Consider the following 15,375-nt stretch of genomic DNA (forward strand, 5'->3'; position numbering starts at 1 on the left):
ACCGTGAAACAGATCATTGAAAATTACGGCAGAGTCATTGTGGTCATCATAACAGCAGTTGGAGCGGTCCTGCTCATTAAAAATGTAGTATTTTCACAGATGCAGGTTAACGGCGGTATCAAGGATACAAACCATATCTCATCCAATGAGTTTTTTCAGAGGCAAGGGAAACCGGAATTATCAGGGGTCAGAGAGGAAGACGGAACGGCAAGGAGGATTGTCATAAAAAAAGAAGACCATCTGGATCCGAGACAGCTTGTGACAGCCAGTGATAAAAAAGACGGTGACCTGACAGGACAAATAAAGATTTATACTGTCAGGACAATGGAAGGTAAAGAAATCAGGAACCTGTTTGAGAGTGAATTCTTGGATACCAGCGGTGAAAAGGAATTCACATTACTGTATACAGTAAAGAATTCCTTTGGCCTGTCTGCTGAGGGAAGAATCAAGGTTTTGGTGAAAAACTACGGAGAAAATCACAGTGAATGAAAATATAAAACAGTTCATTGTATATTATTTATTTTACCGGCTTTGCGGGCAGGTATGCAGTCTGTTTGGCATGCCCGGATTATTTCCCAATGCGGTAAGCGGTATTTGTTTCATGTTTTTTAGCAGAGCTATTTTAGCAGAAGATAAAAGGCAGCCGTTCACTATTACCACTGGGCTGATTCTTTTTACCATTGCTTTCTTTTTCTTGACACAATACCTTACATTCTGGCTTGGCCAGTTGTTTCATGGATACAGTCCGTACTTTGATCAGGAAATAAAACAAAGTCCATTTCTTGTGAAGATAGCTGTGGTTGGGTTCATTAGTCCGGCAGCGGAAGAAATCTTATTCCGCCGGTTTTTGTATCAAGGACTGAAGCCCATGGGTTTGAAAAAAGCTTCTCTGGCATCCAGTATTGTTTTTGGTTTATGCCACGGAAATGCGGTCCAGGGTATTTATTCAGCTTTATGGGGAATGGCATTGTGTTTTCTTTATGAGAAGCACCAGGATTTAAGAATTCCCATGATGATCCATATGCTGGGCAACCTGCTGTCTCTTACGCCGATCCTTCGGTTGAGCCTGGTTGATTCTTATTTTACAGTCTGTCTTACACTTATTTGTGCTTTTGTGGTCTGCATGACGGTAAAGAAGAAAGGGGAGTGGTTATGAAAGCGCCAGTGGAACTAGTGATCAGTATTATCCTGCTTTGTCTGGGAGCATTTGTTATGGCTTCTTATAACGGGGCGGCACTGGAGGAATCCGGTGCAAGGGAAACCCACGAGACATTCATAGAGAAAATTGAAAACAGCGGATTTGATCAGGGAGTCATTAAAGAATGCCAAAAGGAAGCAGAAAATAAAGGCTATGAGCTTTCTGTTAAAAATGATGGATTTTACGAGGACAAGCCAAAGTATAAAGTAGTCCTGATATACCATTTGAGAGTCAGGCTGCTGGGGATTGCCAGCCGGCAGGAAATCGAAGGATATGCATTATGACGGGGAGGATCAGAAATGAAACTGGCGATAGAAACCTTTGTGTGCTGTTTTATTATTGCTGTGGGGATGTTCTTAAATGTTGTCTATTGTGTCAACACGAAGGCAGTCTCCAATGCAAAGCAGTACCAGTCTGCCGCAGTCCATAAGATGGATGCGGCAGACTTCTCAGAAGCCGTGGTGGACCAATGTAAAAAGGAAGCGCTGGAAGATGGATACATTTCTTTAAATGTCTTAAGAGAAGCGATAGACACCAACAGAAGCCGCTGCCGGGTAACCTTAAAATATAAACTTCATGTTCCGCTGTTGGGCATAGAAAAGATATGCCAGATCAGCAGCTATGCAAACAGTGCCATAGAGGAAGAAACATGACAGGAAGGAGTTAAAGATGAAAAGTTTTCTTGAAGATTATGGATTGATTATTGTTGCGGTGATCGTAGTGTTGGCTTTATGTGTATTTGCCAAAGGTACATTTGTGACCCAGTTCCAAAAAGCATTGACAGATACCATCACTACATTTTTTGAGAAATCCGGGGCGAATAGCTCATTTATATGGATTGGATGATGAAACAAGAGATGAGGGAGGAGATCTATGAAAGGGGCAGTTACAGGAATCATTCTGCTGGTAATTTTAATATATTCAGTGTTCATCACTCAAAATATATCTGGCCGGACTGCCAGGAAGACAGAGCTTACGATGGATGTCTCCAATGCAGTTGAACAGACATTGGACAGTATGAAAGAGACAAAATACGAATCCAGGGAACAGATGGCCCAGGCATTTGTCAGGGATCTTAAAGAGCAGATGACCTCGGAAGGAGAGATAGAGGTTGATGTAATCGGAATTGACCATGAGAATGGACTGCTGGATGTAAATGTCCGGGAGACATACCGCACCTCAGATGGGAAGAAAAAGACAATCGAAGTAAGAAAGACAGCAGTGCTGGAACAGCAGCAGGAAGGAACATAAGGAGGCAGGGCAGATGAAGAAATGGGGAAAAAGAATTGTTTCCGGAGTGATCGCCGTAAGCTTGCTTGCCGCGGCTTCTATATCAAGACAGAAGCCAGGCGGGAATACAGTGGAATCGATTGTTCAGGCCGGTACGGAGGCAAGTTTTATGGGCAGCTTACTGCAAGGTGAATACATTGACGTATTCACCTCCTGGCCTGTCAAAGAGCAGAATGTATTTTATGATTCTCTAAAGCCTCAGGAACGGTCTGTATTTTTTGAAGTGACGAATTATCAGATCATAAGACAGCTGACCAAAACAGGACGCAAAAAGAAAGATTTAGATGATTTGTTGCAAAAACTCGGGGCTTATTTTCAGCTGTTGAGAATAGGGAGTGTGGAAAAGGCCAAAGAGCAGACGGTTATAGAATGCATCAATGAAATAGAAAAAACAGAATATCAGTCAGCGGATGAATATGTGAAGCAGTTGATTCCGGAAAAACAAACCTGTTATATGGAATTTTACCTTGCGTTAAATCAGGCTTGGAAAGATAAAAAGGATATCCAGGATGCTGTAGATGAATTGTATAAAAAGCTTGGTTTCAAAGAAGAAAAAAAGCAGGACAGTCCTACAACTGCAGTCATAAAGTCTTCTCGTACGGTACAGCAGAAAGCAGCGGCAAAGGCTGTCTCAGATGGGTTTTCTAATTTTAAAGCTGTCAGTTCCCTAAAAGAGATGAAGGATGCGATTGATTCTGTAAAAAAGGGTGAAAAGCTCGCCGTTCGTGTTGACAAAGGATTTAATGTGACTTCTGCTATTAAAACAAACGGACGGCATGTGAAGCTCTATGCCGATAGTGTAAGTGGACATAACCTAAACAGGACCTCAGCGTACAAAGGAGCCATGATCGAAGTAAACGGGGGTTCTTTAACCCTGGGGGCCTATGATGGAGACGGAAGAGCCAAAAATACTCTGTATATCAATGGAAAAAATGTTACAGCAACAGCTTCGTTGATTGAGGTCACGTCCGGGCAGCTCTATTTGAATAAATACAGCCGTATCATGGATGGCTATTATTTAGCAGACTTTGCTGGCGGAGGCGGTGTTACGCTGGAATCGGGAACATCATGTTATATGTTCGGAGGGAAAATAGACGGCTGTCAGGCAGCTAACAGTAAAGATGTTTCCTCTAGTTCACCGAAATCTTCTCACGGAGGAGGGATCGTAGTTAACGATAAAGCCTCTTTTTACATGTTCAGCGGATCAGTAGAAAGGTGTAAGGCTGTTCATGGCGGAGGGATCATGGTCTATGGCACTGCGAGACTCTACGGCGGTACGATCACTGATTGTGCAGCGGTAAATAAAAAGAACGATGCTCTCGGAGGTGCAGTAAAGGTACAGGGTGCGTTTAGCACAGACGGAAAGACCACATCCGTAACAGGAGATTTCGCAGCCTGGAAGTACACAAGATCCAATACATGGTCAGTGAATGGAAAAGATGGATATGAACAGGCGTCTACGTCTGGTGCCGTCTTAAAGAATAACCAGGCAAATGCAGGTGGTTCGGTATGTATCAATAACGGATCCAAAGGAACCATACAAGACTGCAATATTTACGGTAATCAAAGTACCGGAAACGGAGCAGGTATCTGTCTGTCCAACGGCAGTTACAAAAAGGGAGCTTCCCTGGAGATAAAGAATGGAGCCGGCATTCATGGAAATACCAGCAGCGGCTATGGAGGGGGAGTTTACTGCGCTGATTCAGTTAAGGGATCCATAAGTGGAGGAAGTGTTTATAATAATACAGCGTCATACGGGGCAGGAATTTATCACGAGGCAGAATTCCTCATGTCCGGGGGCACTGTGAGAAATAACCAATCTGCAAACTCCGGCGGAGGTTTTTATGCAAAGGGGAAACTTGTCACTACCGGGGGTGAGGTTGCAGGTAATACTGCAAAGACATACGGAGGCGGTGCGATCATAAAAAGCGCAGGAGCCTCGATCAGTGGAGTCAGGATAAAAAGTAATTCAGCGGCTGTTAACGGTGGAGGGGTTCAGCTGGACGGACAGGCTGTCGTTTCTAATGCAGCTGTGAGCGAAAATACTGCTTCCGCAAAAGGCGGAGGAATATCAGTGAGCACCGCCGGGGGATTGCAGATGAATAAGGGGACTGTCAGTGGTAATACCGCAAAAAGCAACGGAGGAGGTATCAATGCTGATGGTACTTGTAAAGTAAACGGCAGTAATCTTACTGGAAACCAAGTAAACGGTGATGGCGGAGCTGTCTATGTGGGAAGCGGTACATTTACAACGTTTCAGGCAAACCAGGCAGTAAACATTGAGGGAAATAGTGCAGCAAAAAACGGAGCGGGGATTTATAATAAAAATGTAACCGTACTTAACAACAATGCACATATTTTAATAAATCAGTGTAAAAACGGTTCAGAGCACAATGTATTTCATGCAGGAAGCCAACTTTTGGTGGAGGGAAATGCTGAAATAAAGCAGGAAGTTTATTTAACCAAAGACAGATTTATCACGGCATCCAGTAAGTATTTTTCCAGTGCGAATTCTTTGACTATGAAGATTTCAATGGATAGCTCCAATGTGAGAAACGGGTATGCGGTTGTAAAAGGGGATATTCCGGATACTAGGGACAGCAGCTATAAAGCTGGTGATACATTGCTCCATAATCAGGCAGCAGAAGGTCGCTTTGCTTATACAGGTACATGCTATGGTTTGCGGCCGGGTAATTTAAAGAAATCGTCATCAGGCTGTGTTCCATATAGTATTGTTTTAAGCCAGGCATATAAGATTTGTTATGATAAAAATTCTACGCAAGAAGTCAGGAATATGCCCACGGCAGCAGTAAAGCATTGGGAAGAAGATATGCGATTATCAGAATTGGTACCATCCAGCGGATCAGGAGTTTTTGTTGCGTGGAATACAAGATCCGACGGTACAGGTAATGGATATCAGCCAGGTAATCTTTACACTGCCAACGAGGATGTGATATTATTTGCTCTGTGGCCGCACTATAAGGTGGAATATGTACCTGGGATCCAGGGGACAAACGGCGTGACGGATAGTCAGGAACAGAATAAATCTGAAGATATTCTGCTGCGAAAGAATGGTTTCCGGTCTTCAGAAGGCAAATTTATATGTTGGAAGCAGGATGCATATAAAGCAAGAAAAAGAAACGAGATGGAAGCAGCAGGATATACAGATCTAAAGACAGAAAGAGATGGTCAAGGGCAGGATTATGTTTTCGGATTTTCAAAGAATTTGAGAAGAGGCAATTTGAATAGCAATTCGGAGAATGCAGGCTCTTTATTGGATGTAGATGATATTTTTATAATGAAAGGTCAATGGGATTTCAAGCCAGATATTATTTTAAAGGATAAAATGATTTTTAGAGAAAATGAAAAAGTGAATCGAAAAAAACTTTTAGAATTAGTGGAAAGCTGCCATGATATTGAAGATGGAGATTTAATGAAAAGAATTCAAATTAGCAAAATTCAATATGGTATGACAAAAAAGGGGAAGAAGCCCAAAGACGTAATTTTTTCAAATGGCATGGAGAATTCAGATCTAATGAATACGTATTTTATGCTACTTGATAAAAATGAGACTGTAAATGTAAAAATAACTTTTCAAGTGGAAGATAGTGCGGGCAATCTTACAACGAAGGAAGGATTTGTCTATGTTAATTACAATCATCCGCCAAAATTGCATTCCTATAATCTTGCATACTATCAACAAGAGTTAGAAACAAAAGATCAGATTGTATTGAAAGAAATAATTGAGAACTGTAAAGTGGAAGATATAGAGGATGATGAACAGGGAATTAAAATTCCTGTTTCTGTAGTAGAGCCAATACCTTTACAAATTGAGAAACTTAAAGCTGCAGGGAAACATAAAATTGTTTATAAAGCAGTGGATTCATTAGGAAAGGAAACAAAACTTGAAACAGAGTTGTATATAGCAGAAGGCAGTCCGTATTTGGATTCTTATATATATCGTGTCCGCTTTATTAACAAAGATTATCTCCATACGTTAGATCAAAATAGTAAATGGAGAAAAAATCTGGATTTAAACAAAAAGCTCGTAACGCAGTTGGAGAAAACAGAAAATGATGTTTTAATGAAGTATAAGTTTCAAAGCAATAAATAATGCAGCGGGGAATGGATTTTTCTATTCCCTGTAAATTTGTAAAGCAAGGGGATGGCATATATTAACTTAATTGGTATAATAGTATTAAGGGAGAGAAAATAGTATATTATAAGGGATGGAGTTATCATGAAAAAAGGATTTATTTATATACTAATATCTTTTTTTATATCGCTGATATATTTATATGGGCCTATGAGGAAAGTAGGGGCCGAGAACCTGATTGGAAGAACATTTCAGAGTGGCAATTTTTCATATGAAATTATTTCAGATAATGAGGTATCTGTTTATAGGTATAATCATAAGATTCCAGGAATTATAGAAGTATTGCCTACTGTAGAGTATCAGGGTAGAAACTTCAAAGTAACCCAATTTTTTTACGATCATTCTGATATTATCGTAAAAAAAATAATAATACCCAATGGAGTAAAAAAGGTGATTATAAATCCAGATGGTACTTCAGACTATAAATTCCAAAATCTCCAAGAACTCATCCTTCCAGACTCCCTGGAATACATCAACCGTGGCTTTTCTTTCACCATGACCAATCTAAAATCTATAAAGCTGCCGGACAGCAACAAACATTATAAGTCCGTAGATAATGTTTTATTCAACAAGTCAGGGACAGATCTAATTGCTTACCCCAGCGGGGATGAGAGAACTTCTTATCATATTCCTCCCGGTGTCCAGACGATTAAAAAAGAGGCGTTTGCTTCCAACCAGAATCTTAAGGTGATATCTATTCCTGATTCTGTAAGAGAATTAGAGCCATGGGTATTTTCGGGATCCCATATAGAGACATTAGATCTTTCTTCGATCAAAAAGGCTGGCAAGGGAACGTTTGCATTTTGCAGTGACTTAAAAGAGATTAAACTTGGGAAAGAGACTGTTTTAGACAAAGAACAGTTTTATGAAAACAGCGCGCTGGAAGAGATTACAGTGGAGGAGGGGAATTCTAAGCTGTGGTCACAGGATGGTATTCTCTACAGTCATTCAGATGAGGGAAAGTCGTTGGTCTGTTATCCATCAGCCAAAGAGGAGGCAAGCTTTGCCGTGCCGGCTGGCATAAGCCGTGTAGATTACAGCGCTTTCAACATGTGCAGGCTGGAGAAAATTTATCTGCCGGCAAGTGTGAAGAAGATTCAGGGTGCTGCATTTAACTACGGCAATGAAGGGAAAGCTGAAAATCCTATCGAGATTTACCTGTGCAGGGACAGTCTGCCCGAGATGAAAAAAGCCTCTTTTGCAGATCTGGCTTCCGGCAGTACAATCTATCTAAAGAACCAGACTCTTAGGGAGCAGTTTGAGGCGGAGAATGTCAAGTATCAGTATATTGATCATCAAAATAAGGAAGCCAAGATTAAAGTGTCGGTCATGGAACAGCAGCCGGCGGAAGATATCGTATTGGATAAAGATGAAATTTCTTTTGAGATGAAAAGAGATGGAAATCAATTAACCGATCTGCTTGGTGTCTCCTTAGTCCCACATGCATCCACAGATCAGATCATGTTTTCAACGACAGATCCAAAGGTAGCAAAAGTGTCAGACAGCGGAGAAATCACGGCTGTTTCTCCAGGCTCCGCTCTTATTACAATACAGTCTGGAAGTGTTAAAAAAGAGTGCAGAGTCACAGTTTACGGGCCTCTGGGCAGTGTAGATAAGATTCCCATGCAGTTTTATGCAGGTTTGGAGGTAAGACCGGATGCGGTTGTAAGAAATATGCATGGTGAGGTGTTGAGGCCGGGTACTGATTACACAGTCAGATATGAAAAGAATACAGTACCAGGGACAGCTAAAGTTTTGATACAAGGGATTGGCTTTTTTCGGGGAAGTGTAGAAACAAATTTTGAGATTCGGATTAAGGGAAATGATATCTCCAGGGCAGAGATCGTATTCCCGCAAAAGTTTTATTACTATGAAGGGAAACCTATAAGACCGAAACCCACAGTGAATCTGAATGGAAAAAAGCTTGTGGAAGGCAGGGATTACCGCATAGAATACATGGCAAACGGAGGCATTGGGCTGGGCTGTGTATGGCTGACAGGAATCGGCGGATATTACGGACAGAACTTCACCTACTTTCAGATCATGAAAAAAGAAGAGCCCAAAATTGAACAAAAGCCAGTTGAGAAGAAATACAAGATCAGCTTTGTATCACAGCCGTCGAATAGTGTGTATACCGGAAAAGCCGTTACCAGATCTGTGAGGGTAAAAAGCGGCGCCAGAGTTTTAAAGATCAATAGGGATTTTAGGATAATATATACTTCCAATAAAAACTGTGGCAGAGCCAGGATGGAGGTTTTAGGGAAAGGCATTTATGCGGGTAAGACAGTCCGCTATTTTATGATCATCCCCAAAAAGGCTTCGATTACGAAAATACGGTCAGGGAAAAGAAAAATAAAAGTTTATCTGAAAAAGAGTCCGGGAAAGGCCACGGGATATCAGGTCTGCTGGTCTGCAAATAAAAAATTCTCCAGAACAAGAAAACAATATGCCAGGAAAACAACCTGTCTGCTGAAGGGTTTGAAATCCAGGAGGGATTACTATATAAAAGTGAGAGCATATAAAACAGTACAGGGAAAAAAGTATTTTGGCGCCTACAGCAAAACAAAAAAGGTGAGGATGAGATGAATTCCATAGGTATATTTCTCGTATCAGCGGAAAGTTAATGAAAGTGCTGGGCCGGCTTGATATAATGAAGTAGAGAAAGAGACGGAATAAAGGGGGAATTTTAGATGGCCTTTGGGAAGAGATGGTTTCGAAAGAAAGCGGACAGAATTATTTTTCTGGATATTGACGGTGTGCTGAACTCTATGGATCTGTTTGACAAGATGGAGGAGAAGAAAATAGAACCGTTTATGGGGATTGATGTGGATGAAGATAACCTGAAACATTTAAAGTTTATTGTGGAGCAGACAGGAGCAAAGATCGTGCTGTCTTCCAGCTGGCGCCATGCATGGCACGAAAAGGGGCCGATGATGACAATAGGGAAGGCACTGGATCAGGCCATGGCGTCCTACGGGATGAAGATCATTTCAAAGACAAAACATCTCCACAAAGGGAACCGCTCTCTAGAAGTAATAGACTGGATGCGTGGGAAACACATCCAGTCTTTTGTGATCCTTGATGATACGGATTATGATTGGGTGGAGTACGGACTGGGAGAACACTGGGTCCGCACAGATTTTATGGAAGGCGGATTAAACAGGGAACTGGCGCTGAAAGCCGTCAATATCCTGAATCAGTAAACTACTCCAGAATAATTCCTTCTGTAGAGATGGTGATGACATTGAGAGGAAGGGTTTTTCCGCTCTGTTCCAGGGCAGTGCGGACTGCATATTCCAGGCCTCCGCAGCATGGCACCTCCATTCTTGTGACGGTGATACTCTTTAAGTTGTTTTCCCGGATGATCTGCGTCAGCTTTTCCGAATAGTCCACGGGATCCAGCTTTGGACATCCTACCAGTGTGATCTTTTGTTTCATAAACTGCTCATGAAAGTTTCCATGGGCAAAGGCTGTACAGTCTGCCGCCACCAAGAGATGGGCATTGTTAAAATAAGGTGCGTTTACAGGAACCAGCTGGATCTGGACAGGCCATTGGCGCAGGGCACTCTGGTTGTTTTTTCTCTGGTTTTCAAGAACTGCTTCTTTGTCGTAGTCCGGGGCCTCTCTGTTCTCAAAGGTTATGGCACCCGTTGGGCACATAGGCAGACAGTTGCCGAGACCGTCACAGTAATCGTCGCGGATCAGCTTAGCCTTTCCATCGATCATTTTGATGGCGCCCTCGTGGCAGGCTGAGGCACAGAGACCGCATCCGTTGCATTTTTCTTCATCTATTTTAATTAATTGTCTGATCATCATGAATCCTCCTTGTTTTTATAATCGTATCATACTATAATAAATCCAACTTGTCTGTTGAATAATCAACAAAAAAGAAGGAGTTATAAAAAATTGAAGCATATCTTAGAAAGCTGTCCCTTATTTTCTGGAATCGAAGAAAAAGATCTGGAGGGGATGCTTGGATGTCTTTCCGCCAGAAAAGAAGTCTTTGCCCCCAGGCAGATGATTTATCTGAATGGAGATATCATTGAGGAAGTCGGCATTATCATTGAAGGAGAAGTGCAGATCGTGCGGGACGATTTTGAGGGAAGGAGAGCGATTCTTGCCCATATCGGTCCGGGAGGCGTGTTTGGAGAAGCCTATGGCTGCCTGGCAGGAACGGAGATCCCCATATCGGTTGAGTGCGTCAGGGAGTGCATGGTGCTGTTTTTAAATTATCATAAAGTTTTGACAACCTGTGATGCAAGCTGTGTATTCCATCAGAAACTGATTGAAAATATGGTGACTCTGCTGGCCTCCAAGAATGTTCATCTGAATCAGAAACTGGAGTGCCTGGAAAAGAGGACGACAAGGGAGAAGCTTTTAGCTTATGTAAACCAGGAGAAACAGAGGCAGAAAAGTCTCAGGATCAAGCTGCCATTTTCAAAAAAAGATCTGGCAGATTACCTTTGTGTCGACCGAAGCGGTATGATGGTGGAATTGAAAAAGCTTCAGACCGAAGGGATTTTAACTGTGGAAAAGAGCTGGATAACGATCGGAGATGAACTGTATGTAGATCAGTGACGTGATAACAAAGATGATAAATATTATTAAGGGGGATGCCAGAAGGATCCAGCATTTTATGAAGGTCTATGCGTACGCAAGGGCCATCGGAGAGCATGTAAAAAGATAAAATATTTAAGAAAAAACAGGGATTCATTATCTAGAGATGCTATTTTACGAAAGCTGACAAAAAATTTAAAAAAGTTCTTGATTTGGGCTTTATGTTATGGTAAAGTATAGAAGTCGCAGAAATGAGACATGCCCAGATAGCTCAGTCGGTAGAGCAGAGGACTGAAAATCCTCGTGTCGCTGGTTCGATTCCGGCTCTGGGCATTACAGAGAATGGAAAGACTCTGTCATATACGCGGGTGTAGTTCAATGGTAGAACTCCAGCCTTCCAAGCTGATCACGTGGGTTCGATTCCCATCACCCGCTTAGCAAGCCGTTTTAGAGTTATCTCTAAAAGGGCTTTTTTTCTATCATGGCGGGTTTAAAAAGGAGCGCATTTGTATGGAACTTATAGTGAGACAGTTCAAAAAAGAAGATGTAAAAGAAATGACTGGCATATGGAATCAAGTTGTAGACGAAGCTAATGCGTTTCCCCAGGAAAAGCCGTTTTCTTTTGAGGAGGCGGAAGTATTTTTCAGAGGCCAGTCCCATACGGCAGTGGCAGTGGCAGACGGAAAGGTTGTAGGGCTTTATATCCTTCATCCAAATAACGTAGGCCGGTGCGGACACCTGTCCAACGCCTCCTATGCGGTCAGCAGGAGCGCAAGGGGTCTGCACATTGGGGAACAGCTGGTCAGGAATTGTATGGAAAAGGCAAAGGAGCTGGGGTTTAAGGTGCTGCAGTTTAATGCTGTGGTAGCCACAAATAAAGGCGCGGTCAGGCTGTATGACCGGCTTGGATTTCAAAGGCTGGGTACGGTGCCGGGAGGATACCGGCTGGCGGACGGCAGTTACGAGGACATTATTTTATTTTATATCACACTGTAACATAATAAAAGAAACCATAGATGAAAAGGATTTATAAAGGAGAAGCTCATGGATTACAATGAATTGGCGTTAAAGATGCACGAAGAGAACAGAGGAAAAGTGGCAGTTAGGTCAAAGGTGACAGTGGAGACGAGAGAAGATCTGAGTACAGCCTATACTCCCGGGGTGGCAGAGCCGTGCCGCAAGATCAGGGACTGCAAAGAGGAAGTATACCGTTACACCGCAAAAGGGAATCTGGTCGCCGTTGTATCGGACGGAACAGCGGTTCTCGGTCTCGGAGATATCGGACCGGAGGCAGCGATGCCCGTGATGGAAGGGAAAGCAATCTTATTTAAAGAGTTTGCGGACATCGACGCATTTCCCATCTGTCTGGACACAAAGGATACAGAGGAGATCATTAAGACGGTGAAATATCTGGCACCTACCTTTGGGGGAATCAACCTGGAGGATATCTCTGCCCCGAGATGCTTCGAGATCGAGCGCAGGCTGAAAGAGGAACTGGATATCCCGGTGTTTCATGACGACCAGCACGGCACAGCCATCGTGGTAGCGGCGGGGCTGATCAATGCGCTGAAGTTTGTGGGAAAGAAAATGGAAGATGCGAAAGTTGTCATAAACGGAGCCGGATCTGCCGGAATCTCCATTTGTAAGCTTCTGCTCCAGTTTGGGGTAAAGGATGCCGTGCTGGTTGACCAGAAGGGTGCCCTTTGTCCGGGAGAGGCGTGGATGAACGACGCTCAGAAGGAGATGGCAGAAAAAACAAATAAGGACAGGCAGACCGGGGATCTTGCTGAGATCATGAAAGGAAAAGATGTTTTTATCGGTGTGTCTGCCCCGAATATTGTCACTTCCGATATGGTGGCATCCATGGTGCAGGATCCTGTTGTATTTGCAATGGCAAATCCAGTACCTGAGATCATGCCGGAGGAGGCAAAGAAGGGCGGCGCCAAGGTTGTGGCCACTGGGCGCTCAGATTTCCCGAACCAGATCAACAATGTACTGGTGTTCCCTGGAATCTTCAGAGGGGCCATGGACGCAAGGGCTTCCCAGATCACCGAAGATATGAAGATGGCAGCCGCCAGAGCCATCGCAGGTATCATAACGGAAGAGGAACTCAATGAGGAATATATTATTCCAGGAGTTTTTGACAAACGTGTCTGCAGTGCAGTGGCAGATGCTGTGAAGGCGGAAAGCCGGAAATAAAATAGATGTTGAAATTCCGGAAGGATTCCTGTAGAATATGTAGTGCACTACATATGGAGGCGGATTATGAACCAGGAGCGGGAGATCGGAACCAGATTTAAGCATATCCATGATAAGTTTACACAGCATATGAACCAGAAGCTTCGCTGTCTGAACGTAACTTATTCACAGATGGAACTGTTGCTTTTTCTGGCAGAACATCAGGACCGGAAGATAACCCAGAAGGATATTGGGGAATTCATGAAAGTAAAACATTCTACCGTCATCGGGATTTTACGGCGGCTGGAGGCCAAGGGATTTTTGTACTGTGTTGTGGACGAGGAAAATAAGCGATGCCGCAACGTGATCCTGACACAGAAGGGCCTGGGCTTAAAATGTGAAATGGAGGCCCACAGGAGAGAAGAGGAGCAGCGTATCAGAAGAGCATTGTCAGAGGAGGATTCCCATAAGCTTTATGAACTGCTGGGGAAAGTACTTGAAAGCCTGGAATAGAGATATAAAAATATGAAATGAAAGTGCCAGCCGGCGCTTTCATTTTTATTCCATCATGTAGCCGGCTACATATAAGAAAAAGGAGGAAAACACGAATGGATAATAAAGTATTTGAGTCGTATTCAGTGCCCAAGGCGGTCGCCACACTGGCCCTGCCCACAGTGCTGAGTATGCTTGTAACGATTTTTTACAATATGGCTGACACATTTTTTGTCGGCCAGACAGGAGATCCCAACCAGGTGGCGGCAGTGTCCCTCACAACACCTGTTTTCATGCTGCTGATGGCAGTGGGAAATATTTTTGGGATCGGGGGATGTTCCTATATTTCCAGGATGCTGGGAGAGGGAGAGAAGGATAAAGTAAAGAAGATCAGCAGTTTTTGTTTTTACGGCAGTATCATCGCCGGTCTGATCATGATGGTGGTATTTCTGGGAGGAATGCCGGTTATCCTGAAGCTGATTGGATGCAGTGCCAACACGGAAGGTTACGCCAGAGACTATCTTACCTATATCGGGCTGGGTTCTGTATTTGTGGTGATTTCCATGGCGTTTAACAACGTGGTCAGAGGAGAAGGCGCTGCGAAGATCTCCATGATCGGAATGATGACCGGAACCATTGTCAACATTGTTCTCGATCCGATCATGATCCTTGGAATGAATATGGGTGTAGCAGGAGCTGCCATCGCGACGATCATCGGAAATATCTGTACGGTTGTATTTTACCTGTTTTATTTTGCAAAGATGAAGACCGGTCTTTCAATTTCACCGAAATATTTCACGGCGAAAGATAAGATCCTGTCAGGAGTATTCTCCATCGGAATCCCTGCGTCTATCAACAATATTCTCATGAGTACGGCAAACATCATCTTAAATAACTTCCTGGCATCCTACGGGGATATTCCGGTGGCTGCAATGGGTGTAGCCATGAAGGCAAATATGCTTGTGATCCTTGTACAGATCGGTCTGGGATCCGGAGTTGCGCCTTTGATCGGATATTGCTACGGTTCAGGAAACTTAGAGAAGATGAAGAAGACCATGAAGTTTTCTATGATCTGCAATGTGGTGATGGGAACGGTGCTGTCCCTGCTGTATCTGTTATTTACGGAGCCGATCATCCAGGCGTTTATCAACGATGCATCGGTGGTATCCCACGGTATCAGAATGTTGAGAGTCCTAATGATTTCAGGACCGGTCATCGGAATTATGTTTGTGTTTATGTTCGGATTCCAGGCAATGGGAAAAGCCATCCCTTCCTTGATCCTTTCCTTGAGCCGCCAGGGGCTGGTATTTTTCCCAGTGCTGCTGGTCACAAACTATTTCTTCGGGCTTCAGGGAATCGTATTCGCGCAGCCTGTGGCGGATCTGGCATCCCTTGGTGTTGCCCTTCTGCTGTTCATCAAGATAGCAAAAGAATTAAAAGAACGTGAAAAAGAACTGGAACTAAAAGAAGCAGAAGCATAGAAAAAAGACCCTGGAAAAGCATA

The 15,375-nt window shown here is 43.3% G+C and carries 15 protein-coding genes and 2 tRNA genes; 16 read left to right on the forward strand and 1 reads right to left on the reverse strand.

Features of this window, described 5'->3' with window-relative positions; all coding sequences use genetic code 11:
• Positions 1–3: 3 nt before the first annotated feature.
• The 9 genes from AR1Y2_RS02245 (at position 4) to AR1Y2_RS02280 (ending at position 9,847) form a co-directional block, all read left to right on the forward strand.
• Positions 4–489, forward strand: coding sequence for a hypothetical protein (locus AR1Y2_RS02245; RefSeq protein WP_137327503.1), 486 nt, complete (start codon positions 4–6; stop codon positions 487–489).
• Positions 482–1,156 carry a CPBP family intramembrane glutamic endopeptidase gene (locus AR1Y2_RS02250; protein WP_243118827.1) on the forward strand — a complete coding sequence of 225 codons (675 nt, stop codon included), beginning with the start codon at positions 482–484 and terminating at the stop codon, positions 1,154–1,156. Before AR1Y2_RS02245 ends, AR1Y2_RS02250 begins: the two co-directional genes overlap by 8 nt.
• The gene (locus tag AR1Y2_RS02255) at positions 1,153–1,482 is read left to right on the forward strand and encodes a hypothetical protein (RefSeq protein WP_137327504.1); all 330 of its coding nucleotides are present in this window, start codon (positions 1,153–1,155) and stop codon (positions 1,480–1,482) included. The genes AR1Y2_RS02250 and AR1Y2_RS02255 overlap by 4 nt, the downstream gene beginning before the upstream one ends.
• Positions 1,483–1,497: 15 nt before the next feature.
• Positions 1,498–1,851 carry a DNA methyltransferase gene (locus AR1Y2_RS02260; protein ID WP_137327505.1) on the forward strand — a complete coding sequence of 118 codons (354 nt, stop codon included), beginning with the start codon at positions 1,498–1,500 and terminating at the stop codon, positions 1,849–1,851.
• A 16-nt stretch (positions 1,852–1,867) separates the two neighbouring features.
• Positions 1,868–2,044: a hypothetical protein gene (locus AR1Y2_RS17685; protein ID WP_175403570.1), complete on the forward strand. Its 177-nt coding sequence runs from the start codon at positions 1,868–1,870 to the stop codon at positions 2,042–2,044.
• 27 nt (positions 2,045–2,071) lie between these two features.
• Positions 2,072–2,449, forward strand: a complete 378-nt coding sequence (locus AR1Y2_RS02265) for an alpha trans-inducing protein (RefSeq protein WP_137327506.1) — start codon at positions 2,072–2,074, stop codon at positions 2,447–2,449.
• Positions 2,450–2,462: 13 nt separating this feature from the next.
• Entirely contained in the window at positions 2,463–6,602 is a 4,140-nt protein-coding gene (locus AR1Y2_RS02270; RefSeq protein ID WP_137327507.1) for an autotransporter outer membrane beta-barrel domain-containing protein, read from the forward strand.
• A gap of 432 nt (positions 6,603–7,034) precedes the next feature.
• Complete coding sequence (locus tag AR1Y2_RS02275) at positions 7,035–9,230, forward strand: leucine-rich repeat protein (RefSeq protein ID WP_175403571.1); 2,196 nt, start codon at positions 7,035–7,037, stop codon at positions 9,228–9,230.
• Positions 9,231–9,334: 104 nt separating this feature from the next.
• Positions 9,335–9,847 carry an HAD domain-containing protein gene (locus AR1Y2_RS02280; RefSeq protein WP_137327509.1) on the forward strand — a complete coding sequence of 171 codons (513 nt, stop codon included), beginning with the start codon at positions 9,335–9,337 and terminating at the stop codon, positions 9,845–9,847.
• A 1-nt stretch (position 9,848) separates the two neighbouring features.
• Here AR1Y2_RS02280 and AR1Y2_RS02285 read toward each other — a convergent pair whose 3' ends face one another.
• Positions 9,849–10,457, reverse strand: coding sequence for an ATP-binding protein (locus AR1Y2_RS02285; protein ID WP_137330170.1), 609 nt, complete (start codon positions 10,455–10,457; stop codon positions 9,849–9,851).
• Between the two features lie 93 nt (positions 10,458–10,550).
• Between AR1Y2_RS02285 and AR1Y2_RS02290 the strand changes: the two genes are divergently transcribed.
• From AR1Y2_RS02290 to AR1Y2_RS02320, 7 genes are all read left to right on the forward strand, one after another.
• Positions 10,551–11,222 carry a Crp/Fnr family transcriptional regulator gene (locus AR1Y2_RS02290; RefSeq protein WP_137327510.1) on the forward strand — a complete coding sequence of 224 codons (672 nt, stop codon included), beginning with the start codon at positions 10,551–10,553 and terminating at the stop codon, positions 11,220–11,222.
• 239 nt (positions 11,223–11,461) lie between these two features.
• Positions 11,462–11,534, forward strand: a tRNA-Phe gene (locus tag AR1Y2_RS02295).
• A 31-nt stretch (positions 11,535–11,565) separates the two neighbouring features.
• Positions 11,566–11,636: transfer RNA gene (locus tag AR1Y2_RS02300), tRNA-Gly, on the forward strand.
• 75 nt (positions 11,637–11,711) lie between these two features.
• On the forward strand, positions 11,712–12,197 hold the full coding sequence (locus AR1Y2_RS02305) for a GNAT family N-acetyltransferase (RefSeq protein ID WP_137327511.1): 486 nt from the start codon (positions 11,712–11,714) through the stop codon (positions 12,195–12,197).
• Positions 12,198–12,245: 48 nt separating this feature from the next.
• Complete coding sequence (locus AR1Y2_RS02310; RefSeq protein WP_137327512.1) at positions 12,246–13,400, forward strand: NAD(P)-dependent malic enzyme; 1,155 nt, start codon at positions 12,246–12,248, stop codon at positions 13,398–13,400.
• A gap of 66 nt (positions 13,401–13,466) precedes the next feature.
• The gene (locus AR1Y2_RS02315; protein ID WP_137327513.1) at positions 13,467–13,892 is read left to right on the forward strand and encodes a MarR family winged helix-turn-helix transcriptional regulator; all 426 of its coding nucleotides are present in this window, start codon (positions 13,467–13,469) and stop codon (positions 13,890–13,892) included.
• Between the two features lie 95 nt (positions 13,893–13,987).
• Positions 13,988–15,352 (forward strand): MATE family efflux transporter, encoded by a 1,365-nt coding sequence (locus AR1Y2_RS02320; protein ID WP_137327514.1) that lies wholly within the window; start codon positions 13,988–13,990, stop codon positions 15,350–15,352.
• Positions 15,353–15,375: the final 23 nt, after the last annotated feature.

The organism is Anaerostipes rhamnosivorans, from assembly GCF_005280655.1.
GTDB classification, from domain to species: domain Bacteria; phylum Bacillota; class Clostridia; order Lachnospirales; family Lachnospiraceae; genus Anaerostipes; species Anaerostipes rhamnosivorans.